The sequence below is a fragment of the Actinomadura litoris genome (assembly GCF_009733595.1).
Classification (GTDB): Bacteria; Actinomycetota; Actinomycetes; order Streptosporangiales; family Streptosporangiaceae; genus Spirillospora; species Spirillospora litoris.
The window spans coordinates 310,313-332,713 of record NZ_WOFH01000009.1; the positions used below are offsets into that span (position 1 = coordinate 310,313).

The 22,401-nt window shown below is 72.9% G+C and carries 21 protein-coding genes and 1 tRNA gene; 8 read left to right on the forward strand and 14 right to left on the reverse strand.

Annotated elements, in window-relative coordinates; translation table 11 throughout:
• Positions 1-436: 436 nt before the first annotated feature.
• Both GNZ18_RS25565 and GNZ18_RS25570 read left to right on the forward strand, forming a co-directional pair.
• Complete coding sequence (locus GNZ18_RS25565; RefSeq protein ID WP_156219063.1) at positions 437-1,657, forward strand: acetyl-CoA C-acetyltransferase; 1,221 nt, start codon at positions 437-439, stop codon at positions 1,655-1,657.
• A gap of 174 nt (positions 1,658-1,831) precedes the next feature.
• Positions 1,832-2,059, forward strand: coding sequence for a DUF4287 domain-containing protein (locus GNZ18_RS25570; protein ID WP_156219064.1), 228 nt, complete (start codon positions 1,832-1,834; stop codon positions 2,057-2,059).
• A 148-nt stretch (positions 2,060-2,207) separates the two neighbouring features.
• Here GNZ18_RS25570 and GNZ18_RS25575 read toward each other — a convergent pair whose 3' ends face one another.
• The 4 genes from GNZ18_RS25575 to GNZ18_RS25590 form a co-directional block, all read right to left on the reverse strand.
• The gene (locus GNZ18_RS25575) at positions 2,208-3,026 is read right to left on the reverse strand and encodes a Bax inhibitor-1/YccA family protein (RefSeq protein WP_156219065.1); all 819 of its coding nucleotides are present in this window, start codon (positions 3,024-3,026) and stop codon (positions 2,208-2,210) included.
• A gap of 211 nt (positions 3,027-3,237) precedes the next feature.
• Positions 3,238-3,310, reverse strand: a tRNA-Leu gene (locus GNZ18_RS25580).
• Between the two features lie 170 nt (positions 3,311-3,480).
• Positions 3,481-4,725, reverse strand: coding sequence for a class I SAM-dependent methyltransferase (locus GNZ18_RS25585; protein WP_156219066.1), 1,245 nt, complete (start codon positions 4,723-4,725; stop codon positions 3,481-3,483).
• A gap of 142 nt (positions 4,726-4,867) precedes the next feature.
• Positions 4,868-6,229: an NAD(P)/FAD-dependent oxidoreductase gene (locus GNZ18_RS25590; RefSeq protein WP_156219067.1), complete on the reverse strand. Its 1,362-nt coding sequence runs from the start codon at positions 6,227-6,229 to the stop codon at positions 4,868-4,870.
• Positions 6,230-6,536: 307 nt separating this feature from the next.
• Here GNZ18_RS25590 and GNZ18_RS25595 point away from each other — a divergent pair, with 307 nt between their 5' ends.
• Complete coding sequence (locus GNZ18_RS25595) at positions 6,537-7,085, forward strand: DUF4232 domain-containing protein (protein WP_156219068.1); 549 nt, start codon at positions 6,537-6,539, stop codon at positions 7,083-7,085.
• A 44-nt stretch (positions 7,086-7,129) separates the two neighbouring features.
• Here GNZ18_RS25595 and GNZ18_RS25600 read toward each other — a convergent pair whose 3' ends face one another.
• Positions 7,130-7,945 (reverse strand): uracil-DNA glycosylase, encoded by an 816-nt coding sequence (locus tag GNZ18_RS25600; RefSeq protein ID WP_156219069.1) that lies wholly within the window; start codon positions 7,943-7,945, stop codon positions 7,130-7,132.
• A 138-nt stretch (positions 7,946-8,083) separates the two neighbouring features.
• On the opposite strand from GNZ18_RS25600, the gene GNZ18_RS41500 reads away from it, so the two are divergent.
• Complete coding sequence (locus tag GNZ18_RS41500) at positions 8,084-8,875, forward strand: DUF2510 domain-containing protein (protein WP_214620861.1); 792 nt, start codon at positions 8,084-8,086, stop codon at positions 8,873-8,875.
• A gap of 24 nt (positions 8,876-8,899) precedes the next feature.
• On the opposite strand, the gene GNZ18_RS25610 is transcribed toward GNZ18_RS41500, so the two are convergent.
• From GNZ18_RS25610 to eno, 4 genes are all read right to left on the reverse strand, one after another.
• Positions 8,900-9,850 (reverse strand): Ppx/GppA phosphatase family protein, encoded by a 951-nt coding sequence (locus GNZ18_RS25610; RefSeq protein ID WP_214620860.1) that lies wholly within the window; start codon positions 9,848-9,850, stop codon positions 8,900-8,902.
• Positions 9,847-10,416: a DUF501 domain-containing protein gene (locus tag GNZ18_RS25615; RefSeq protein WP_156219070.1), complete on the reverse strand. Its 570-nt coding sequence runs from the start codon at positions 10,414-10,416 to the stop codon at positions 9,847-9,849. Before GNZ18_RS25615 ends, GNZ18_RS25610 begins: the two co-directional genes overlap by 4 nt.
• 52 nt (positions 10,417-10,468) lie before the next feature.
• The gene (locus GNZ18_RS25620; RefSeq protein WP_156219071.1) at positions 10,469-10,912 is read right to left on the reverse strand and encodes an FtsB family cell division protein; all 444 of its coding nucleotides are present in this window, start codon (positions 10,910-10,912) and stop codon (positions 10,469-10,471) included.
• A 129-nt stretch (positions 10,913-11,041) separates the two neighbouring features.
• On the reverse strand, positions 11,042-12,325 hold the full coding sequence (eno, locus tag GNZ18_RS25625) for a phosphopyruvate hydratase (protein WP_242885753.1): 1,284 nt from the start codon (positions 12,323-12,325) through the stop codon (positions 11,042-11,044).
• A gap of 198 nt (positions 12,326-12,523) precedes the next feature.
• Here eno and GNZ18_RS25630 point away from each other — a divergent pair, with 198 nt between their 5' ends.
• From GNZ18_RS25630 to GNZ18_RS25645, 4 genes are all read left to right on the forward strand, one after another.
• Positions 12,524-13,573: an ABC transporter substrate-binding protein gene (locus GNZ18_RS25630; RefSeq protein WP_156219073.1), complete on the forward strand. Its 1,050-nt coding sequence runs from the start codon at positions 12,524-12,526 to the stop codon at positions 13,571-13,573.
• Complete coding sequence (locus GNZ18_RS25635) at positions 13,570-14,361, forward strand: ABC transporter ATP-binding protein (RefSeq protein ID WP_156219074.1); 792 nt, start codon at positions 13,570-13,572, stop codon at positions 14,359-14,361. The genes GNZ18_RS25630 and GNZ18_RS25635 overlap by 4 nt, the downstream gene beginning before the upstream one ends.
• Complete coding sequence (locus GNZ18_RS25640) at positions 14,351-15,226, forward strand: ABC transporter permease (RefSeq protein ID WP_156219075.1); 876 nt, start codon at positions 14,351-14,353, stop codon at positions 15,224-15,226. Before GNZ18_RS25635 ends, GNZ18_RS25640 begins: the two co-directional genes overlap by 11 nt.
• 275 nt (positions 15,227-15,501) lie before the next feature.
• Positions 15,502-16,833, forward strand: a complete 1,332-nt coding sequence (locus tag GNZ18_RS25645) for a sensor histidine kinase (protein ID WP_308166525.1) — start codon at positions 15,502-15,504, stop codon at positions 16,831-16,833.
• A gap of 3 nt (positions 16,834-16,836) precedes the next feature.
• On the opposite strand, the gene GNZ18_RS25650 is transcribed toward GNZ18_RS25645, so the two are convergent.
• From GNZ18_RS25650 to GNZ18_RS25670, 5 genes are all read right to left on the reverse strand, one after another.
• On the reverse strand, positions 16,837-17,043 hold the full coding sequence (locus tag GNZ18_RS25650; protein ID WP_156219077.1) for a hypothetical protein: 207 nt from the start codon (positions 17,041-17,043) through the stop codon (positions 16,837-16,839).
• An 8-nt stretch (positions 17,044-17,051) separates the two neighbouring features.
• On the reverse strand, positions 17,052-17,999 hold the full coding sequence (locus GNZ18_RS25655) for an NADP-dependent oxidoreductase (RefSeq protein WP_156219078.1): 948 nt from the start codon (positions 17,997-17,999) through the stop codon (positions 17,052-17,054).
• Positions 18,000-18,096: 97 nt separating this feature from the next.
• The gene (locus tag GNZ18_RS25660; protein ID WP_156219079.1) at positions 18,097-20,547 is read right to left on the reverse strand and encodes a penicillin-binding protein; all 2,451 of its coding nucleotides are present in this window, start codon (positions 20,545-20,547) and stop codon (positions 18,097-18,099) included.
• 115 nt (positions 20,548-20,662) lie between these two features.
• Positions 20,663-21,700, reverse strand: a complete 1,038-nt coding sequence (locus GNZ18_RS25665; protein WP_156219080.1) for a nucleoside triphosphate pyrophosphohydrolase — start codon at positions 21,698-21,700, stop codon at positions 20,663-20,665.
• Positions 21,697-22,350 (reverse strand): hypothetical protein, encoded by a 654-nt coding sequence (locus GNZ18_RS25670; protein WP_156219081.1) that lies wholly within the window; start codon positions 22,348-22,350, stop codon positions 21,697-21,699. The genes GNZ18_RS25665 and GNZ18_RS25670 overlap by 4 nt, the downstream gene beginning before the upstream one ends.
• Positions 22,351-22,401 lie beyond the last annotated feature (51 nt).

The window sequence follows — 22,401 nt, forward strand, 5'->3', positions numbered from 1 at the left end:
GCCCCATCGAACTCGCACGGCTCCGCGACGCCTCGGTAGAAGGCGGGCGCCTCGCCGATACCGTTGCTCGGGAATGGCTTCCACAAGGCGTCGTCCGCCGATGATTTCGGGAAATTCCGGAACGCCGCGAGCGGGGCGCGAAGTAGGACCGGGGCCCGCCCGGTCACCAGTGGCGAGCCCCGGTCGTCCTTCGCCGCCCGGGTCCGCCGCCGTCCGCGCGAAGGCGGGTTTGTCCGGGTACGTGCTAACAGTCTGTGTCCCCGCGGTCCCGCTCGCATGGGGCCACCGTCACAGCGGGGCCGGGAAAACGGCGGGACCCGCCGTGTACCCGTGTTCGGGGCGGGAGCTAGATTGCTGGTGACCGGCGGGTAACGCCGTCCCTCGCGGCCGCCCCGCCCAGGTCCAGCAGACCGGTCGTGAGACAGGAGTCCCGCACATGCCCGAGGCAGTCATCGTCGCCACCGCCCGCTCCCCGATCGGACGCGCCTTCAAGGGTTCGCTGAAGGAGATCCGCCCCGACGACCTCACCGTCCAGATGGTCACCGCCGCGATGGCGAAGGTGCCGCAGCTCGACCCGTCCGAGATCGACGACCTGCTGCTCGGCTGCGGCCTGCCCGGGGGCGAGCAGGGCTACAACATGGGCCGCGTCGTGTCGGTGCTGCTCGGGTGGGACCGCGTGCCCGGCGCGACGATCACGCGGTACTGCTCGTCCTCGTTGCAGACGACCCGGATGGCCCTCCACGCGATCAAGGCGGGTGAGGCCGACGTGATCGTGTCGGCGGGGGTCGAGACCGTCAGCCGGTTCGCCAAGGGCAGCAGTGACGGGCTGCCCGACACCAAGAACCCGCTGTTCGCGGACGCCGAGGCCCGCACCGCCAAGGTCGCCGAGGGCGGCGCGGAGGTGTGGCACGATCCACGGCAGGACGGCGCGGTCCCCGACGTCTACATCGCGATGGGCCAGACGGCCGAGAACGTGGCCTCCAGCCGCGGCGTGACCCGGCAGGCGCAGGACGAGTTCGGCGTCCGCTCGCAGAACCTCGCGGAGAAGGCGCTGGCCAACGGGTTCTGGGAGAGCGACATCACCCCGGTCACACTGCCCGACGGGACGGTCGTCGCCAAGGACGACGGGCCGCGCCCCGGCACCACCTACGAGAAGGTGGCCGCGCTCCAGCCGGTGTTCCGCCCCGACGGGACGGTCACCGCGGGCAACTGCTGCCCGCTCAACGACGGCGCCGCCGCCGTCATCGTCATGAGCGACACCAAGGCCGCCGAGCTGGGGATCACGCCGCTGGCGCGGATCGTGTCCACCGGTGTGACCGGGCTGTCGCCCGAGATCATGGGGCTCGGGCCGGTGGACGCGTCCCGCAAGGCGCTCGCGAAGGCGGGCATGACCATCGACGACATCGACCTGGTCGAGATCAACGAGGCGTTCGCGGCGCAGGTGCTGCCCTCGGCGGAGGAACTCGGGATCGACCTGGACAGACTGAACGTCAACGGCGGGGCGATCGCCGTCGGGCACCCGTTCGGCATGACGGGGGCGCGGATCACCTCGACGCTGCTGAACGGGCTCCGCTTCCACGACAGGCAGTTCGGCCTGGAGACGATGTGCGTCGGGGGCGGGCAGGGCATGGCGATGGTCCTGGAACGCCTGTCGTAGCGCGTGTCAGGGCGCCGGGTGGCCCCTGGGCGGGCCACCTGCGCGTTTACCGGAGGATGTCCCCGTTACGAATGATCTACGTAACGTGATAGATAGGTCCCCGTTAGGGGGTTGTCACATCCGGGTCGCTGTTGCAGAGTCGGCAGGAAGAGCCCCGCGACCTGGAGGTGCCAATTGTCACTGAACCACTCGCCGGAGACGCACAGCAAGCTGATCGCCCGCATTCCGCAAGTCACAGGACGTGACATCCCCGAGTGGTTCACCGCCATCGAGAACGGTCCCTCGTTCTCCCGTTGTGAGGAACGCTGTAGCTGGCTGGCCGAGGAGCACAACCTCTCCCACGGCTACGCCGCCGCGCTGGTGCGCGAACACGAGCGCACGCGCCGTGCGCGCCACTACTGAGGCGCGCCCCTACGACCCGGTGGGATCCCGCCAACGGGTGATCCCCTCCGTCGCGGCGCGCCGACGCCTGCGGCCCTGGCGCAGAGATCCCACGACGATCGGCCCCTCTCCGGACGCGGCGGGGGGCCGATCGGCGTCCGGACGCCGGCTAGTCGCGTCCGGTGAAGTAGGACAGCAGGCGGAGCATCTCCAGGTAGATCCACACCAGGCTGAGCACCAGCCCGAACGCGCAGTACCAGGCGAACTTCTCCGGGGCGCCCGAGCGGACGCCCTGCTCGATCGAGTCGAAGTCGAGCAGCAGGAAGAAGCAGCCGACGAGGATCGCGGCGACGCTGAAGATGTAGGCGAGCGGGCTGCTCGGGTCGCGGATGCCGATGCCGTCGTCGCCGCCGAACAGGTGGACGAGCGCGTTGACGATCATCAGCCCGATCAGGCCGAGGCCCGCCGCGACGACGAACCGGGAGAACCCGGGCGTGACGCGGACGATCCGCAGCGCGTAGACGGCCAGCGTCGCGCCGAACGCCAGCGCGGTGCCGATCACGGCCTGGAAGACCACGCCGTGGTAGAGGTCGTTGTAGACGTGGCTGATGATGCCGACCGCGACCCCGTAGACCGCGGCGAAGGCCAGCACCATCGGCGCGTTGGCCTTGCGGCCGAAGGTGATGAACGCCCAGATCCCGATCTCGGCGATGAGCGCGACGGCCAGCACCGCGGGGGCCAGGCGGGTGGGCACCAGCGTCCAGGCGAGCGCGGCGGTGATCACCAGCGTCAGCAGGGTCGACGCGCCGCGGACGACGACGTCGTCCATCGTCATCGGGCGTGTGGCCGCCGGCGGGGCCTGCGGCGGCGCCGGGGAGTACCCGTACTGCCCGTAGGCGGGCGCGCCGTAGCCGGGCGCGCCGTAGGCGGCACCCCCCGTGCGCTGCTCGAAGGCACGGCCCCGGAATGCCGGGTTCCTGCTCTCCATTGACGCCTCCAAGTCGGACGACCCGAGCACCAGTCTAAGCGGCGAATGGCGCTCGTCCACGCGATGCTCCCGGAACCTTCCCCTAACCGTGCCGGTGAACACGCGAAAGACCGGCCCAATTGATCTTCGCGTGCCGTTCGGAAGCCGTTCGGGAAGCGTTCGGAAGGAGCCCGGCCGGCGCTCCCCGGCGGGACGCCGGCCGGTCATCGGGTGCCCCTGGTCGGACTCGAACCGACACATAGGCTCTTTTAGGGAGCCTGCCTCTGCCATTGGGCTACAGGGGCGGCGCAATCATACCGGGATGCCCTTGGGCTCCCGGACGTGCAATATTCGACTCTGGGCGCATTCCCGCCGGTGAGCGGGCATGTGACCGGCAGAGGGCCGGAAACGGCCAGGTCATCGTGCAGCGCGTGATCTGGGGTGCGCGCGGGGCCGGACCGGAAATTGGCACGGTTCAACGGCTGATTACGGCGCGCCCTTCCACCAAGGTCGTTCCCGCCCGACCATCGCGATCACGACGAATAGCACATATTTCGTGCATACCGATACGTCCGCTCTCGCTGGCGAGGGCGCAGGCCGCGAGATAGAGCAGCCAGACCCGGGCGCGGCCGGTTCCGGCTAGTTCGGCGCAGTGTGACCAATGACGTTGAAGGTTCGCCGCCCATGCCCGAAGCGTCCGCGCGTGGTGCTCGCGGAGCGCGCCGACGGCCCGCACCTCCAGGCCCGCGTCCTCCAGTTCGCCGACGATCGCGCCGAGGGGGCGCAGTTCGCCGTCCTCGGGGAACATGTAGCTGGTGGTGAACGTCCGGCGGATCTGGTGCGGCCCCGGGCGGCGGACGGGCTGCTGCAGGACGAGCCGCCCTCCCGGCGCGAGCAGCCCGTGCAGCCGCGCCGTGTCACGCTCCAGCGACTCGATGCCCGCGATGCCGACGATCGCGTCGTAGGGGCCGGCGCCCGCCTCGGCGAGGTCGAAGCCGCGCGGCTGGAGGTCGGCGTCCGCCTCGTCCGCGAGCGCGCGCAGGTGGTCGGCCTGCTCGGCGGTGCGGGTCAGCGCGACCACCCGGGCGCCGTGCTCGGCGGCGGCGTACCGGGCGAACGCGCCCCAGCCGGCGTTCAGGTCCAGGACGCGGGCGCCGGTGAACAGCCCGAGCCGCTCCGCGAGCGCCCGGTGCGCGGCGCCGGTGGCCTCGCCGAGGTCGACGGCCTGGTCCCACAGCCCGGTGCCGTGCGCGAGCCCGTCCCCGAACAGCCGCCCGAAGAACGCCGCCGACTCGGTCAGCGGGGCGGTGCCGCGCCCGGACGCGAACTCCTCGGGCGGCGGCTTCGGCTCGGGGCCGACGGCGCCGAGCGTCACCGCCGTCCGGACGATGTCGCGCTTGTCGTCCCCGCTCAGCCTGATGGGCCGGTCGCCGCTGCGCATCACCTGCTGGACGGCGTCGAGCGCGGCGAACACGTCGCCCTCGATGTCCAGCTCACCGGCGACGTAGGCGCGGACGAGGCCCATCTCCCCCGGCTTCCACAGCAGCCTGCGCAGCGCCCGGCGGTGCCGGATCACGAACGCGGGCGCGCCGGGCGGCCCGGCGGCGCTGCCGTCCCACGCCCGCACCTGGATCGGCAGCTCGTGCTCGGCCTCGCGCCCCTCACCGAGCATGATCTTGGTGAGCAGCGGCGCCAGCCTGGAGGCGACTCCGTCCTTCATCCTCGGGAACGCCTCCTCGGGGGCAGGGGCCAGGGTGCTCTCGATGTTGCCTCAGCCGTCACGCGAGGCCGCGCCCGCCAAGGCACGGCCCGCGTCCCGGGCCGCCGGGCGGGGGACGTGGGCCGGTACTCAGCGAACGCGGCTAGACGTCGGTGCGCCTCCCGGCCGCCAGCTCGAACTCCTGGCGGGGACGTTCCAGCTCGCCCAGCGAGACGATCTCGCGCCGGAAGAACAGCGCGAGCGTCCAGTCGGCGGTGATCCGGAACTTACGGTTCACGGTCGGCATACGAGACAAATGGTATGTGCGGTGCATGAGCCAGGCCAGAATCCCGCGCAGTTTCACGCCGTAGACGTTCGCCACACCCTTGTGGAGGCCGAGACCGGCCACCGATCCGACGTAGGCGTGCCGGTAGGGTTTGCGCGGCTTGCCGCACACGTCCGCCGCGATGTTGTCGCCCAGCCGCTTGGCCTGCCGGACCGCGTGCTGGGCGTTCGGCGCGGTGAAGTCGCCGGTGTCGGTCAGGTCGGGCACGGCCGCGTTGTCGCCCGCCGCGTAGACGTGCTCCAGTCCCTCGACGGTCAGCTCGGCGGTCGCCTTGACACGGCCCTTGTCATCCAGGGGGAGGTCGCTGTCGCCGACGACCGGATGCGGCTTCACCCCGGCCGTCCAGACGAGCGTCCCGGCGTCGAACTCCTCGCCGTCGCTCAGCACGATGTGCCGGCCCTCCGCCGACTTCAGCAGCGTCTCCGTCTTGATCTCGATGCCCCGGCGGCGCAGCGCCTCGGCCGTCCAGCGGCCCATCTCGGGGCCGACCTCGGGCAGGATCCGGTCGGTGGCCTCGACCATCGTCCAGCGCATCTCCGAGGCGTCGATCGTCGGGTACCAGCGGCAGGCGTCCCGCGCCATGTCCTCCAGCTCCGCCAGCGCCTCGATCCCCGCGAACCCGGCGCCGACGAACACGAACGTCAGCGCCCGGCGGCGGACCTCCTCGTCGTCGGGGTTGGTGGCGGCGATGTCGAGCTGGTGCAGGACGTGGTTGCGCAGGAAGATCGCCTCCTCCACCGTCTTGAAGCCGATCCCGCACTCGGCGAGGCCGGGGATCGGCAGCGTCCGCGAGACCGAGCCGAGCGCCACCACCAGCGCGTCGTAGCCGATCCGCTGGTCGGGCGCGCCGGTGGCGTCCGCGCCCGCCGGGCGGACGGTCACCGTCCGCGTGGCGTGCTCGATCCGCGTCGCGAACCCGTTGACGATCCGGCAGCGGCGCAGGACCTTCCGCAGCGGCACCACGACGTGCCTCGGCTCCAGGTTCCCGGCGGCGGCCTCCGGCAGGAACGGCTGGTAGGTCATGTAGGACTGCGGGTCGATCACGGTCACCGCGACCTCGCCGCGGCGCATCCTCGATCTCAGCTTCCGCTGGAGGCGCAGGGCCGTGTACATGCCGACGTAGCCGCCGCCGATGATCACGATGTGCTGGACGCGGGCCGTGCTCTGCTCGGAAGGCATACCGGGACCGGTACCCCCATACCGGGCTCGATCACCCCGCCGCCGCACCTCAGCGGGCGCGGGACCCCTCCCGTCCGGGTCGGACGTTCATGACCATCAGGGCCGAACTTTTGCCGACATATCAACATCTCACCCGATGCACCACCAGAAGAGACCGACGGTGGGGACAGGGCCGGACGGGGGCGTCAAGCGGCCGGATGGGGCGGACCGCTCAGGGGTCGGTCCGCCCGGTCCGGCCGCTTGGCCCAGGCCCTGCCCCGCCGTCACCCGTTCTTGAGGCCCACCACCTGTTTGGGGGAGATGCCCGATGAAGCGCATCATCTGGGGAACGATCGCCACCGCCGCCACCGCCACCGCGCTGACCGGCTTCGCGGCGACGGCCAACGCCGGTCAGACCACCACCGGCCAGGCCGCCACCGGCCAGGCCACCACCGGACGCGCCGCGCCGCACTGCACCACGTCCAAGCTCAAGGCGTCGTTGTCGGACTTCGACGCCGGGGCCGGGCAGCGCTACCTCACGCTCGCCCTCACCAACATCTCCAAGAGCGCCTGCACCACGGGCGGCTGGTCGGGGCTCGGCCAGGCCGACGCCAAGGGCGCCATCCCCACCACGACCGTCCGCGAGGGGAAGGCCCACACGATCACGATCCCGGCCGGGCACAGCGCCTACGAGGTGCTGCACTGGGCGGCGGTCCCGGCCGACGACGAGACCGGCGACCCGTGCGAGCCCGTCCCGACCACCCTGCGCGTGATCCCGCCGAACGAGACCACGCGGCTGACCGCGCCGTGGAACTACGGCGCCGTCTGCCAGCACGGGAGCATCCGCCTGACGCCGCTCACCCTCACCCACCCGTAGGCCGCACGCGCGACCGGCCGCGCGCGATGGACCACGCGCGACCGCTACGCGTAGTCGCGGGCGCGGGTGAGGACGGCGTCCAGCATCTCCTCGGTGACCCGCCCGGTGAAGGTGTTCTGCTGGCTCGGGTGGTAGCAGCCCAGCAGCAGGACCGGATCCCGGCGGGGCACCGAGGACGGCGGTGCCAGCTCGACCTCCGCGCCGTGCCCGAACCTCGGACGCGGCCGGGGCAGCCCGTACCCCGCCTGCCGGAGCGCGGGCCACACCGCCTGCCACGCGAACCCGCCCAGGCAGACGACGCACCGCACGCTCGGCGCGACCTCGGCGACCTCGCGGGCCAGCCACGGCAGGCACGTCGTCCGCTCCAGCGGGGTCGGCTTGTTGTCGGGCGGCGCGCAGCGGACGGCCGCCGCCACCCTGGTGTCGATCAGCCGCTGGCCGTCGGCCGCGTGGACGCTGGTCGGGAGGGCCGCGAGCCCCACCCGGTGCAGCGAGGCGAACAGCCAGTCGCCCGACCGGTCTCCGGTGAAGATCCGCCCGGTGCGGTTGCCGCCGTGCGCGGCGGGCGCCAGGCCCACGATCATGACCCGGGGCTCGGCCGCGCCCCATCCGGGGATGGGCCGGCCCCAGTACTCCTCGTCCGCGAAGGCCCTGCGCCGCTCCACCGCGACCCGCTCGCGCCACTCCACGAGCCGGTCGCACGCGCGGCACACCGACTGCCGGGCGCACAGCTCGTCCAGACCGGGGGACTTCGCGGCCAGTTCGATCACCTCGGCGGCGTCGTGCGCCACCGGTGTGCCGGGGGTGGCCGGGTCGCCCGGCCACCCGGATCCGGGGGGTACGAAGGGAGCGTTCGCCATACCGCTCATCGTCCCACCCCGGGGGGCAAGTGGCGCGGAGTGGCCGCGCTCTCTGCGCCGGGGGCTCGGCTCGATACGATGCGTTGGCCGGTCGGGGAGGCGGGTGTCCGGCACCCCATTCGCGAAGCGGAGGCTGCCTTGTCGCAACCGGGCTGGTATCCCGACCCCTATGGAACCGGCAGTCTGCGCTGGTGGGACGGCCAGGTGTGGACCGAGCGCCTCAACCCCGAGCCGCCGGGCCCGCCCCGTACGCGGCGCCCCGAGCGGTCCCGCCGGCGGGCGGAGGAGCGGCGCGAACAGGAGCCGTACTACAGCGCGCCCTTAGGGCAACGCAACGACTGGGGCAGGCAGCCCGCCGTCCAGGCCGTGGACGTGAACGTGCGCGGCCTGCGCCTGCACGCCGACGACGAACTCCTCTCCTACGGGACGGCCGTCCTCGGCTGGCCGCGGGTGGAGTGGGTCGCGTACTGGGCGGCGGAGGTCGCGTCCGGTTATGGCCAGCAGACGACCACCCAATGGGTGTTCCAGGCGGGCCGTTTCCCGTTCCACGGCGGGCCGCGCGTCGAGGTCGTCATCGAGCCGGACGCCATGCCCGGCCGCCCGCTCGGCCCCGAGGGCGAGCCCGAGCGGATCTGGGGGCGGCTCATCGAGCTGTGCCAGGTCCAGGCCGAGCAGCGGCTGGTGTCCGAGCTGGCCGGACGCGTGCGCGCGGGCGAGTCGATCGACGTGGCGCAGGGGCTGACCGTCCACCCGGGCGGCGTGCGCGGCAACCGGGTGTCGCTGAGCTGGACGGCGATCTCCAGCGCCACCGTGGACGGCGGCCGGGTCTGGATCCACCAGTCCAGCAGCGCGGCGCCCGTCCTCTACGTGCCGCAGCAGAACCCCAACGCCGTGCTGATCCCGGCGCTGCTGGCCCAGTTCAAGCAGTAGCGGTCGAGCGGTAGCCGCCCTCCCTCACAGGAGGGACCAGGCGATGCCGTCCAGGATGTCGTGCTCGCTCACCACGACCGCTCCGAAGCCGTACTCCCGCATGATGCGGTCGAGGATGAGCGCGCCCGCGCCGATCACGTCCACCCGGCCGGGGTGCATGACGCCGAACTCCGCCCGCTCGGCGCGGGTCGCGTGCAGCAGCCGCCGCGTCACCTCGTGGACCCGGTCGGCGGTGATGCGGGACAGGTGGATCCTCGCCGGGTCGTACTCCGGCAGGTCGAGCGCGATCCCGGCGACCGTCGTGACCGATCCGGCGAGGCCCACCAGCGTGCGCGCCTCGTCGACCGGCACCACCTCGCGGACCCGGTCGAGCGCCGCGTCGATGTCGGCGACCGCGTCCGCGATGTGCTCGGGCGAGGGCGGGTCGCCGTCCCTCAGGTGCCGCTCGGTCATCCGCACGCAGCCGATGTCGACCGAGCGGGCCGCGTCGGCCGAGGAGCTGCCGAGCACGAACTCGGTCGAGCCGCCGCCGATGTCCACCACCAGGTAGGGACGGGCGGGACGCAGCCCCGCCAGCTCCCGCGTCGCGCCCGCGAACGACAGCGCGGCCTCCTCGTCGCCGCTGATCACCTCGGGGACGACGCCGAAGATCTCGACGACGCCGTCGACGAACTCCGACCGGTTGGCGGCGTCGCGGGTGGCGCTGGTCGCGACCACCCGGGTCTTCAGCGGCCCCTGGCCCGCCGCGGCGCCGTGCCGCTCGATCAGCTCGGCGTAGCCGCGCATCGCGGTGAAGGTCCGCTCCAGCGCCGCGGGCGCGAGCCGTCCCGTGCGGTCGACGCCCTCCCCCAGCCGGACGATCTCCATCCGGCGCTCGACGTCGGTGAGGGCCCCGCCGTCCGCGCCCGGGGCGATGTCGGCGATCAGGAGCCGGACCGAGTTGGTCCCGCAGTCGATGGCGGCGACGCGCGTCACCGGCCCTCCTCCTCGGCGCGGTCGGCGGGGACGCACGAGCCCGAGCGCCACCAGCCGGGCAGCGCGTCCAGCGCCTCCCGGCCGAACGGGTTCACGCCCGGGACGGCCAGCTCGTGGGCGATGAGGGCGTGCAGGCACTTCACCCGCTCCGGCATCCCGCCCGCGCTCTGCATGCCCTCGGGCAGCGGCTCGATGCCGTCCTCGCGGGCGGCGTCGCCGCGGCGGCGCAGGTAGTCCTCGTGCGCGGCGGTGTAGGCACGCTGCAGCGCCGGATCACCGGCGAGCCTCGCCTGCATCTCGCGCATCATCCCGCCGCCCTCCAGCGTCCCGATGGCCGAGGCGGCCTTCGGGCACGTCAGATAGAACAGCGTGGGGAACGGGGTGCCGTCCGGAAGGCGCGGCGCCGTCTCGACCACGGCGGGCCGCCCGCACGGGCACCGGTAGGCGACCCGCCGGATCCCGCGCGGCTCCCTCCCGAGCTGCGCCGCGACCGCCGCGACGTCCTCCCCCGCCACCTGGTCCCGCTCGGCTACCTGGTCCTGCTTATAGGAGCGTTCCTCAACCATCCCGTGTCCCCACCCGCGGACCTCACGACCCCTGACCACCCGCGCGCCGGGCTCAGCGGGGGCGGTCGGCGGCCTCCACCGACCGCCACAGTGTCTCGTACCATGGCGGCTTGCTCGGCGGCCGGCCCTTGCGGGCCTCCTGTTCGCCCTCGCCGCCGCCCCCCAGGACGGTGTAGCACTTCACGTCCGGGCGGCAGTAGTGGAGCCTGCGCGTCGCCTCCCGCTCAATGTACGACTTATCACCCAGTTGTTGCTTGCGTTGCGCCAGTTCGTCCACCTGGCGGCGGGCGACGCTCTCCTTGTGCTGGAGATCGGCGATCTCCTTGCGCTGGGCGATGTACTCGCGCACCGGGTAGGCGAGGCTCAGCGCGATCGCGCACACGACGACCGCGAGGATCGCGGCGCGGCTGGTCAGCGCCGGGTTGCCGCGCCGTCCCCGGTCGCCGTCGGGCTCGTCGCGGGCGGCCCGGGAGCGGGCCCTGTCGTCCTGCGCCATGGCGTGTCCCCTCTGCCTGGACGAGTCTGCTCTGCCTGGACGAGTCTGCCTGGACGGGATCGGTCGCGGGGGTTCCTCGCGGGCGGCCGCGGAGGGGCCCGGCGCCGCGCGGCGCCGGGCCCGCCCGGGTCAGCCCTGCCGGTCGAACCGGGGGAACGCGGCGGCGCCGGCGTAGCGGGCCGCGTCGCCCAGCAGCTCCTCGATGCGCAGGAGCTGGTTGTACTTGGCGACGCGCTCGCTGCGGGCCGGGGCGCCGGTCTTGATCTGGCCGCAGTTGGTCGCGACGGCGAGGTCGGCGATCGTGGTGTCCTCGGTCTCGCCGGACCGGTGGCTCATCATGCAGCGGTAGCCGCTGGTCTGCGCCAGCGTCACCGCGTCGAGGGTCTCGCTGAGCGTGCCGATCTGGTTGATCTTGACCAGCAGCGCGTTGCCGGCGCCCTCGGCGATGCCGCGGGCGAGCCGCTCGGGGTTGGTGACGAAGACGTCGTCGCCGACGAGCTGGACGCGGTCGCCGAGCGCGGCGGTGAGGCCGGACCAGCCGGTCCAGTCCTCCTCGTCGAGCGGGTCCTCGATGGAGACCAGCGGGTACTCGGTGACCAGCTCGGCGTAGTAGGCGGCCATGTCGTCGGCGGACCGCTCGGCGCCCTCGTAGGTGTAGCGGCCGTCGGCGTGGAACTCGCTGGCGGCGACGTCCAGGGCGAGCGCGACGTCGCGGCCGGGGGTGAAGCCGGCCTTGCGGATCGCCTCCAGGATCAGGTCGAGGGCGTCGCGGTTGCTCGGCAGGTCGGGGGCGAAGCCGCCCTCGTCGCCGAGGCCGGTCGCGAGGCCCCGCGACTTCAGCACCGACTTCAGCGCGTGGTAGGTCTCGGCGCCCCAGCGCACCGCCTCGGAGAAGGTGGCCGCGCCGATCGGCGCGATCATGAACTCCTGGACGTCGACGTTGGTGTCGGCGTGCGCGCCGCCGTTCAGGATGTTCATCATCGGGACGGGCAGCACGTGCGCGTTCGGCCCGCCGACGTAGCGGAACAGCGGCAGCCCGGCGGACTCGGCGGCGGCCTTGGCCACCGCGAGGCTGACGCCGAGGAGGGCGTTGGCGCCGAGCGCGGACTTGTCGGGGGTGCCGTCCAGGTCGATGAGGAGCTGGTCGACCAGGCGCTGGTCGGAGGCGGGGTAGCCGACGAGCTTGTCGTCGATGGTCTCGGTGACGGCGCGGACGGCGTTCCGCACGCCCTTGCCGCCGTAGCGCTCACCGCCGTCGCGCAGCTCCACGGCCTCGAACTGTCCGGTGGACGCGCCGCTCGGCACGGCGGCGGACGCCTCGGTGCCGTCGGCGAGCAGCACCTCGACCTCGACGGTCGGGTTCCCGCGGGAGTCAAGGATCTCCCGGGCGATTACGGCCTCGATCGACGACACGGCATCTCCTTGATCTTGCGAATGGATTGGTGCGGTCACAGAGCCTATCCGGCGCCGTCCCGCGCGACCCAACTGGCTCGCCGCTCACAAATCCGGCCCTTGTTACGAAACCGATCTGCGCAACCGACTTGACGAAGTGATTGCCAACCTTATCTACTGTCCACGTCAAACAGACTTGATAAGTAGGGAAACATGACAATGCATCGCGGACTCCGCTGGCGTGTCGCCACAGTGGCTCTGACCGTCCTCACTGGAGCGGGTGCGCTCGGTGCCTGCGGTGGCGACGACGACGACGGCGGCTCCGGATCGTCCCCCCAGCTCAAGCTCGGCTACTTCCCGAACATCACCCACGCCACCGCGCTCGTGGGCGTGCAGAAGGGGATCTTCGCCAAGCACCTCGGCACCGCGCCCAAGACGGCGACGTTCAACGCGGGGCCGGCCGCCGTCGAGGCGCTGTTCTCCGGCGCGGTCGACGCGACCTTCGTCGGCCCCAACCCGTCCATCAACGCGTGGGCGAAGTCACACGGGAAAGCGGTTCACATCATCTCCGGCGCCGCTTCGGGCGGTGTCTCGCTCGTCGTGAAACCCGGTATCAACGGCGTCCAGGATCTCAAGGGAAAGAAGATCGCCACGCCGCAACTCGGGAACACACAGGACGTCGCGATCCGCTACTGGCTCAAGAAGAACGGCCTCACGGCGAACAAGGACGGCAGCGGTGACGTGAAGGTCGTCCCGCAGGACAACGCGCAGACGCTCCAGACGTTCGCGCAGGGCAACATCGACGGCGCGTGGGTCCCCGAGCCCTACGCCTCGCGGCTGATCCTGGAGAGCAAGGGCAAGCGGCTGCTGGACGAGAAGACCCTCTGGCCCGGCGGCAAGTTCGTGATCACCAACCTGCTGGTGAGCCAGAAGTTCGAGAAGGCCCACCCCGACCAGGTCAAGAAGCTGCTCCAGGGCGTGGTGGAGAGCACCGACTACATCAACCAGCACCCGGCCGAGGCCAAGACCGCCGTCAACGATGCGCTGACCAAGCTCAGCGGCAAGCCGCTCAAGCCCGCCGTGCTGGACTCGGCGTTCAAGGAGATCCAGTTCACCACCGACCCGGTCGCGACCTCGCTGGTGCAGGGCGCCCAGCACGCCGAGGAGATCGGGCTGCTGGAGAAGACCGACCTGAACGGGATCTACGACCTCGGCCCCCTCAACGACGTGCTCAAGGCGAGCGGGAAGGCACAGGTCAGCGACAAATGACCGCGGCGGCCACGGCGGTCCGGCTCAGCGACGTCTCCAAGGCGTTCGGCACGGGCGGATCCTCCCTCCTCGCACTGGACCAGGTCTCCCTCGACGTGGCGCCCGGTGAGTTCGTGTGCCTGCTCGGCGCCTCCGGGTGCGGCAAGAGCACGCTGCTCAACCTGGTCGCCGACCTCGACCGGCCGAGCGCCGGGACGATCGACAAGAACGGCGCGCGGGTCGCGCTGATGTTCCAGGAGCCGGCGCTGTTCCCGTGGCTGACCGTGACGGGGAACCTGGAGCTGGCGCTGAAGATGCGGGGCGTCCCGCGCGAGGACCGCCGTGGCCGTGCCGCCGAGCTGCTCGACTCGGTGCACCTCGGCGGGTTCGCCAAGAAGCGTCCGCACCAGCTGTCGGGCGGCATGCGCCAGCGGGTCGCGCTCGCCCGCGCGCTGGCGCTGACGATCGAGGAGAACAAGAACGAGGACAGCGTCCCGGGCGGCACCGTCCTGCTGATGGACGAGCCGTTCGGCGCCCTCGACGCCATGACCCGCGACCTGCTGCACGACGAGATCGAGCGCATCTGGCGGACGCGCGGGCTGACCGTGCTGTTCGTGACCCACAACGTGCGGGAGGCGGTGCGGCTGGGCGACCGGGTCGTGCTGCTCAGCAGCCGCCCAGGCCGGGTCGTGGAGGAGTTCCCCGTGCCGATGGAACGTCCGAGGCGGATCGACGCGGCCGACGTGGCGACGCTCGCCGCGACCATCACCGACCGGCTGCGCGAGGAGGTTGGCCGCCATGGCGCATGACGTGCGGACGTCGGGCAGCGCCCTCGACCGCGAGATGGCGGGCCTGGACGCGCTGGAGCTCGGCGGCGGCGGGGCGCCGCGCCGCGCCCTGCAGCGGGCCTGGTCCGCGATCTGGCCGATGGGGGCCGCCGCCCTGATCGGGCTGCTGGCCTGGCAGATCGTGGTGTGGAGCGGCTGGAAGGAGCCGTGGGTCCTGCCCGGCCCGAAGGACACGCTGCCGGTGTTCAAGGACCAGGTCACCAGCTCCCGGTTCTGGGAGGCGGCGGCGCTGACCATGCGGCGCGCGGTCGTCGGGTTCGCGGTCGCGGTCGCGATCGGCGTGCTGGTCGGCGCGATGGTGTCGCAGTCGCGGATCCTGCGCCGCGCGTTCGGGTCGCTGATCACCGGGCTCCAGACGATGCCGTCGATCGCGTGGTTCCCGCTCGCGATCCTGCTGTTCCAGCTCAGCGAGAGCGCGATCCTGTTCGTGGTGGTGCTCGGCGCGGCGCCCTCCATCGCCAACGGGCTGATCGCGGGCGTCGACTACACGCCGCCGATCCTGCTGCGCGCGGGCAAGGTGATGGGGCTGCGCGGGGTGAACCTGTACCGGCACCTGATCATGCCCGCGTCGCTGCCGTCGTTCGTGGCGGGGCTCAAGCAGGGCTGGGCGTTCGCGTGGCGCAGCCTGATGGCGGGCGAGCTGCTGGTCATCATCGGCGACACCACCTCGCTGGGCGTGCTGCTGTCGCAGGCCAGGGAGCTGAACAACACCGCCGACATGATCTCCTACATGATCGTCATCCTGGTCATCGGGATCGTGATCGACCAGCTCTTCGGCGTGGTGGACCGGTCGATCCGGACCCGCTGGGGCCTCGACCAGGACTGAGCGGTCCCGGCCCGCCATCTGACATCCGAACATCTGACACCCGACCCCAGAGACCCGGGGCCCGGGCCCTGAGCCCCCAGGGCCCGAGCCCCGGTTCCCGTTACCGGACGATCTTTTTACCCGCCGCCCACGGTCCCGTTTGCCCTGTTCTGGCAAGGAAGAACGGGTAGTGCCCCGTACCGTGGGAGGTCGTCATCCGTGTCCGGTCTCGCCCGTCCCCCGGGAACCTGACCCGCTGGCTCTGGCGGGTCGCGCTCCGGCACCCGGAGATCCGGGTGCGGGTGACGGTGTCGGCGGTCCTGGCGGCGCTGGTGCTGTCCACCGCGCTGTACGTGGTGCTGCTGGTGCTGCTCAGGCGGCAGGCCGCCGACGACCAGGAGCGGGACCTCGCCCGGGAGGGCCGCCGGGTCGTCACGGAGATCCACTCCGGGACGCTCGGCCCGCGCGTCAACAGCCCCGACGGCGGCCTCCAGCAGGTCCAGGACGGGCAGGGGCGGATCGTCTCGGCCACCGCCGCGATGGAGGGGCGGCCGCCCCTCCGGTTCCCGCCGCCCTCCTCCGGCGATACCCGCAGCGACGGGCGCACCTGCTCGGTGGACGCCCCGCGCGGCCGGTGCTTCCAGATCGTCGTGTACCGGGCCGGGGTGGGCCAGGGGCAGCGGCTCGTCTACACGCTCGCACCCGAGCCGGGGCTGCTGCCGCGCCCGCTGATGGCGGGGCTGCTGGCGCTCGGCATCCCGGCGATCTCCGGCCTCGCCGGCTACCTGACCTGGCTGTCGGCGAGCCGGACGCTGCGCCCGGTGGACGCGATCCGCCGGGAGCTGGACGAGATCACCGCGACCGACCTGGAGCGCCGGGTGCCGGTGCCGCCCCGCCGCGACGAGGTGGCGCTGCTCGCCCGCAGCGTCAACGCGACCCTGGACCGGCTGGAGCAGGCCGTCGCGCGGCAGCGGGCGTTCGTCTCCGACGTGTCCCACGAGCTGCGCAGCCCGCTGACCGGGCTGCGGACGGAGCTGGAGCTGGCCCTCGCCGACCCGGACGCCACCGACCTGCCCGAGACCCTCCAGGCGATCCTCAGCAACACCGACCGGGTCACGGCGGTGGTGGACGACCTGCTGGCGCTCGCGCGGCTGGAGGCCGACCGCGACTTCACCCGCGAGGTCGTCGATCTGACCGAGCTGGTGGACCAGGAGGTGCTGCGCCGCCCCCGCCGCGCCCAGGTGACCGTGCTGTCGGAGGGGCCGGTGCGGGTGAACGGCGGGCGCAGCGAGCTGGCGCGGCTGCTGACCAACCTGATCGACAACGCCGACCGGCACGCGGAGCGCGCGGTGACGGTGATCGTCGGCATCGTGCTGCCCGCGACCGCGCTGGTCGAGGTGATCGACGACGGCATCGGGATCGCGCCCGAGGACCGCGACCGGGTGTTCGAGCGCTTCACCCGCCTCGCGGAGGGGCGGCACCGGGACGCGGGCGGCACGGGCCTCGGCCTCGCGATCTCGCTGGACATCGCCGAGGCGCACGGCGGCACGCTCGTCCTGACCGACCGCGCGGACGGGGTGCGCGGGGCGCGCTTCGTGCTCCGCCTGCCCGCCCTGCCGCCCGGCTGAGCCTCAGTCGAGGCCGAGGTCGTCGCGCAGGCGGCGGCGCTCGTCCTCCAGCAGCTCGATCCGGCCGGACAGCTCCTCGCGGGCCGCGAGGTTCTGGCCCGCGTCGACGAAGTCGCCCGCGTCCTCGGTCGGCTGGGGCAGCTCGGCGCGCAGCCGGTCGAGGTCCGCCTCGACCACGCGCAACCGGTCCCGCTTGTCGGCCTCGCTCATCGTGCTCCCTAGATCCGGATGACGGTCGCGCCGTGGCGGGCGGGGCCGGCGCGATCGTCGGCGAGCGCGCCGGGCGCCGCGTGCAGCGGCACCTCCCGCTCGACCGCGACCCGCAACCCGCCCGAGTCTACGAGGGCCGAGACGCGCTCCAGCAGCGCGGCGGTCGGCGTGCCGTCGAGGTTGACGCCGCGGATCCGCCGGGCCGCCATCGCGTCCGGGTTCACCGCCCAGGTGGTGCCCGCGTAGGCCCCGCCCGGACGCAGCAGCCGCACGAGCGCCTCCGCCCCCGCGGTGTCGCTGACCAGGTCGATGACGGTGTCGAGGCCGCCGGGATGCGCGGCGAGCACCTGGTCGGTGAACACCCCCGCCGCCGGGTCGACGGTCGCGGCCGCGCCGAGCCCGCGGATCTCCCCGGCCATCGCGCGCCGGGCGGTGGCGACCACCTTCGCCCCGGACGCGGCGGCGAGCTGCACCACGGCCCGGCCGACGCCGGTCGTCGCCCCGGCCACGAGGACGGCCTGCCCGGCCGTCACCCTGGCGGCCTCGACCAGCTCCAGCGCGGTCATGCAGGCGGTCGGCACCGCCGCCGCGTCGCTGTAGAGCAGGCGGTCCGGGATCCGCCCGACCGGGCCGTGCTGGTCGACGACGGCGTACTCGGCGTAGGTGCCGAGGCCGCGCGCGACGTCGGACAGGCACCCGTAGACCTGCTCGCCGTGCCGCAGCCGGGTGACGCCCTCCCCGACGTCCTCGACGACGCCCGCGCCGTCCCGGCCGAGGACGAGCGGGAACGCCGCGTCCACCGAGTCCTTGAGCGCGCCCTCGGCGATCCTCCAGTCCAGCGTGTTCACCCCGGCCGCGATCACCTTCACCAGCAGCTGGCCCGGCCCGGGCTCCGGCCGCGGCACGTTCGCCAGCACGGGTGTCGCGCCGTACTCCGGCACGGCGATGGCTCGCATGGCTTCCCCCGATCGATCACTGCGAGGGCGCCGGCCCCCGCGAGTCGATCTACCCGAAGGCTTGCCGATCACACGGCCGAGGCAGGGAAAGAGCAGGTCAGCGCGGGAACCCGGGCGGGAAGGTGATCGGCGGCACCGGCACCTGCTGGTCGCCGCCGCCTCCACCTCCGCCGTCGCCGCCCCCGCCGCGCGGCGGGCGGCGCTTGGAGCCCTTGCTGAGGCGCAGCGTGATCGTGTCGCCGGGCTCGGCGGTGCGCGCGCCCGGCTCCATCTCGGCGACGGTGCCCTTCGGGTACCTCCCCGACTCGACGGGGGCCCCGACGCGCGCCCTGAACCCGGCGGCGCGCAGCCTCGCGACGGCCTGCGCCGGCCTCAGCCCGCGCACGTCCGGCACCTTCGCCTTGTCCTCACCCGAGCCCTTGCTGAAGAAGTGCGAGGGCGGGCGGTGGAACGGCTCGGCGGGCGTGTCCGCCAGGGCGCCGAGCATGCTCTCCTGCCAGATCGGCGCGGGGATCGTCGCGCCGAACACCGCCCCGTAGCACTCGCCGTCCATGCACAGGTTCTCCATGGGGTAGCGGTAGCCGCCGCGCGGGTCCCCGACCCACACGGCCGACGCCAGCTCGGGCGTGTACCCGGCGAACCAGGCGGCGGAGAAGTTGTCGACGGTGCCGGTCTTCCCGGCGGCGGGGCGGCCGAGCCCGAGCCCCTTGGCCGTGCCCTTGGTCAGCACGCCGCTGAGGACGTAGTTCACGGCGTCCGCCACGTCCTTGTCGATCGCCTGCTCGCACCCCGCCCCGGGCACCTTGATCTGGTGCCCGGACGCGTCGGTGACCCGGCGGATCGCGATCGGCGAGCAGTACCGGCCGCGCGCGCCGAACGCCGCGTAGGCCGCGGCGAGCCGCACCGGGGAGACGGGGTTGAACCCGAGCGTGAACGAGGGGTACTGCTCCAGCGGCTCGCCGCTGGCCTGCCGCATCCCGAGCTTCTCGGCCATCTTGACCGTCTGGCACAGCCCGACCTTCTTCTCCAGCGCGAGGAAGAAGGTGTTGACCGAGTGGTGCGTCCCGGTGACGAGGCTGAAGCTCTTGCCGCCCTCGCCGTCGGCGGCGTTGCGCAGCGGGGTGCCGGGGTCGCCGCGGCTGCGGCCCTTGCAGTCGCGGTAGCCGACGGCGGTGTAGGAGCGCGGCGCCATCAGCCGCGTCCCGAACGGCATGCCCTCGTCCAGCGCGGCGGCCAGCGTGAACGCCTTGAACGTCGATCCGGCCTGCATGCCGATGCTGGAGCCGTGGCTGGCGTCGGCGGCGAAGTTGATCCAGGTCTTGCCGCGTTCCCGGTCGGGCCCGAGCCTGCGGTCCACGACCATCGCCTTGATCTCGCCGGTGCCGGGTTCGACCATCGCCTCGGCGGCGGCCTTGTGCGCGGAGTTCCTGCGCGGGACGTGCCCGTCCACGGCCCGCTGCGCGGCCCGCTGCGCGCGCCGGTCCAGCGTCGTGCGGATGGTGAGGCCGCCCCGTTTGAGCAGCTTCTCCCGTTCCTGCGGCGTCTTCCCGAACACCGGGCTGGTGAGGATCTCCCGCTGCACGTAGTCGCAGAAGAACGGCGCCTCGCTCGTGACGCAGCCGCTCCTGGCGTCCTGGACGCGCAGCGCGATCGGCTGCCGGGCGGTCGCCTCCGCCGTCGCGGAGTCGATCCAGCCGAGCTCGGCCATCCGCCGCAGCACGGTGTCGCGGCGCTCGCGGGCCATGCCCGGATGGTGGACGGGGTCGTAGGCGTAGGGGTAGCGGATCACCCCGGCCAGCAGCGCGGCCTCGGCGAGGTCCAGCTTGGACGCGGGCTTGGAGAAGTAGTGCCGGGACGCGGCCTCGATGCCGTACGCGCCGTCGCCGTAGTAGGCGATGTTGAGGTAGCGGCGGAGGATCTCGTCCTTGGGGTAGCGCTTCTCCAGCGCCACCGCGTACCGCAGCTCGCGGATCTTGCGGGCGGGCGAGATCTCCTTGGCGGCGCGCTGCTCGGCCCGGGAGTCGGCGGTGGTCAGCAGCAGGTTCTTGACGTACTGCTGGGTGATGCCCGAGCCGCCCTGCGTCACCTTGCCGCTGCTCAGGTTGCTCGCCAGCGCCCGCAGCGTGCCCTGGGAGTCGATCGCGCCGTGCTCGTAGAAGCGGCTGTCCTCGATCGCGAGGACGGCGCGCCGCGCGATCGGCGCGATGCCCTTGAGCGGGACGTCCACCCGGTTCTGGTAGAAGAACGTCGCGATCGGGGTGCCGTCGGCGGCGAGGATCCTGGAGCGCTGCGGCACGCCGGAGGTGCTCAGCCCCTCCGGCTCGCTCCCGAACCAGTGCGCCGCGTCGCGGGTGCCGACCCCGGCGGTGCAGGCGGTGGGCAGGATCATCAGCGCGACCAGCACGCCCGACAGCCCGCCGAGCGCGCCCAGCCCGCGGATCGCGCGGGCCTTCTCGGCGCGCGTGGTGGACGCGGCGAACACCCGCCGCGGGCGGCGTCCCGGGGTGGGGAGCGGGCCCCGGCCGCCACTTCCTGCCTTGATCGGCACGCGCTCAGGGTAGACGGGCGACACCCGCCGGACCACCCCATCGAAGATTCTTCGGGCGATATCCCCCGACGCCCGGGAACCCGCCGGCGCGCGCCGATGCCGCGGGACCCCCGGTTCAGGCGTCCCGGCCGCGCCGCTCCCAGACTCTGACACGATCGCGGAATACCCGCGAAACCGCGCGCAACTCCGCTTCGGGATCAAGGCCCTGCTCACCGGCCTCCCGGACGAGCGCGAAAAGCCTTACGCCGAGGTCGCTCCCGGCGTCCGGGCCGTTCCCCGCACCGCTCTCCGCACCGTTTTCCGGGCCGTTCCCCGAGGTCAGGGCGCCGTTCGCGGCAGGGGCGAGGTCGCCGGGGGCGCCCATCCGCCGGGCCCGGCGCTGGAGTTGCGCCGCCAGCGACAGCGCGGGCTGGCCCATCGGCACGCCGTCCAGCGCGGACGCCTCGTCGCCGCTCTTGGCCGCCCGCTCGGCCGCCTTGATCTGCTCCCAGTTGGCGTCGACCTCGTCGGCGCCGGAGACCGACACGTCCGCGAACACGTGCGGATGCCGCCGGACGAGCTTGTCGACGATCCCGCCCGCGACGTCGTCCACGGTGAACGCGGTCTCGTCGGCGCGCTCGGAGGCCACCACCGAGTGGAACGCGACCTGGAGCAGCACGTCGCCGAGCTCCTCCCGCAGCGCCCCGAGGTCACCCGACTCGATCGTGTCGAGGACCTCGTAGGCCTCCTCCAGCAGGTACGGCGCGAGGGTCTCGTGCGTCTGCTCCCGGTCCCACGGGCACTCGCGGCGCAGCGTCTCCATCACCGCGACGAGGTCGAGCAGCCGCGCGCCGGGCAGGTCGTAGGACCCGTGCAGCACCTCGACGTCCAGCGGGTCGTTCAGGACGAGCGTGCCGACCTCGCGCATCAGCGCCTCGTCGCCCTCGGGCGCCGCGACCCACACGACCTCCTCCCGGCGCGCCGCCGCGACCAGGTCGCGCGCGTCGGGGGCCGCCACCTCCTCCGGGGCGATCCCGGCGTCGCGCAGGTACGGCAGCAGCGGATGCCCGGCCCGCACCCGCACCCGCGCGGCCGACCGGAGGGCCTCCCACGCCTTCCACGTCAGCAGGCCGGGCGCCACGCGGTGCGTGGTGGCGAGCAGGGTCAGGCTCATGAGCGGTCGAGGCCCGACTCGGGGCTGGACAGCCGGTAGGCGACCTGGCCGACGTTGCCGCGCAGCGGGTCGAACGTCCCGTACCGGGGGTTGACCTCGATGTGCAGGCGGCCCGCGGTGCCGCGGATGAGCTGGGTGTAGCGCTGGCCCGCCTGCATCGTCGCGGGGCTCTGCGGGTTGCCGTCGGCGCCGAACCGCTCCAGCACCAGCCGCTTGGTCGCGACGTAGCGGGCCAGGTCGCGCGTCCGGTCGCGGGGCAGCCCGCTCGCCAGCGTGATCGAGGCGGCGCCGCCCGGCTGCTGGTTCATCTCGCGCAGGACGTCGTCGGTGCGGCCGTCGGGCACCGACACCCCCTGCTCCTTCGCCAGCTTGTCGGCGACCTGGAAGTTCACCAGCAGCGTCAGCGCCATGCGCAGGTCGGACTCGCCCGCCTCGGTGCCGAGCTGGTCGCCCTGGCCCGCGGCGCCGGCGCGGATCCGGTTGGCGACCGCGTCGTTCTTGAACTGCCCGCGCCAGTCGCGGACGGTCTGGCTGAGGGAGGTGACCGTGATGCGGTCCTCACCCACGATGGCGGCGGTACCGGGCTTCGGCGCGTCGCCGCACCCGGCCAGCGCGCCGGCCGCCACCAGGGCGGCCGCCGCGATCTTCACGGACCTACCGGACACGGGACCCCATCTCGTCGTTGATCATTTCAGGACCGC

Coding starts and splice junctions, on each gene's coding strand:
- GNZ18_RS25565 (WP_156219063.1), top strand. CDS start 437: ATGCCCGAGGCAGTCATCGTCGCCACCGCCCGCTCCCCGATCGGACGC.
- GNZ18_RS25575 (WP_156219065.1), bottom strand. CDS start 3,026: ATGGAGAGCAGGAACCCGGCATTCCGGGGCCGTGCCTTCGAGCAGCGC.
- GNZ18_RS25585 (WP_156219066.1), bottom strand. CDS start 4,725: ATGAAGGACGGAGTCGCCTCCAGGCTGGCGCCGCTGCTCACCAAGATC.
- GNZ18_RS25590 (WP_156219067.1), bottom strand. CDS start 6,229: ATGCCTTCCGAGCAGAGCACGGCCCGCGTCCAGCACATCGTGATCATC.
- GNZ18_RS25595 (WP_156219068.1), top strand. CDS start 6,537: ATGAAGCGCATCATCTGGGGAACGATCGCCACCGCCGCCACCGCCACC.
- GNZ18_RS25600 (WP_156219069.1), bottom strand. CDS start 7,945: ATGGCGAACGCTCCCTTCGTACCCCCCGGATCCGGGTGGCCGGGCGAC.
- GNZ18_RS25615 (WP_156219070.1), bottom strand. CDS start 10,416: ATGGTTGAGGAACGCTCCTATAAGCAGGACCAGGTAGCCGAGCGGGAC.
- GNZ18_RS25620 (WP_156219071.1), bottom strand. CDS start 10,912: ATGGCGCAGGACGACAGGGCCCGCTCCCGGGCCGCCCGCGACGAGCCC.
- GNZ18_RS25630 (WP_156219073.1), top strand. CDS start 12,524: ATGCATCGCGGACTCCGCTGGCGTGTCGCCACAGTGGCTCTGACCGTC.
- GNZ18_RS25635 (WP_156219074.1), top strand. CDS start 13,570: ATGACCGCGGCGGCCACGGCGGTCCGGCTCAGCGACGTCTCCAAGGCG.
- GNZ18_RS25640 (WP_156219075.1), top strand. CDS start 14,351: ATGGCGCATGACGTGCGGACGTCGGGCAGCGCCCTCGACCGCGAGATG.
- GNZ18_RS25650 (WP_156219077.1), bottom strand. CDS start 17,043: ATGAGCGAGGCCGACAAGCGGGACCGGTTGCGCGTGGTCGAGGCGGAC.
- GNZ18_RS25655 (WP_156219078.1), bottom strand. CDS start 17,999: ATGCGAGCCATCGCCGTGCCGGAGTACGGCGCGACACCCGTGCTGGCG.
- GNZ18_RS25665 (WP_156219080.1), bottom strand. CDS start 21,700: ATGAGCCTGACCCTGCTCGCCACCACGCACCGCGTGGCGCCCGGCCTG.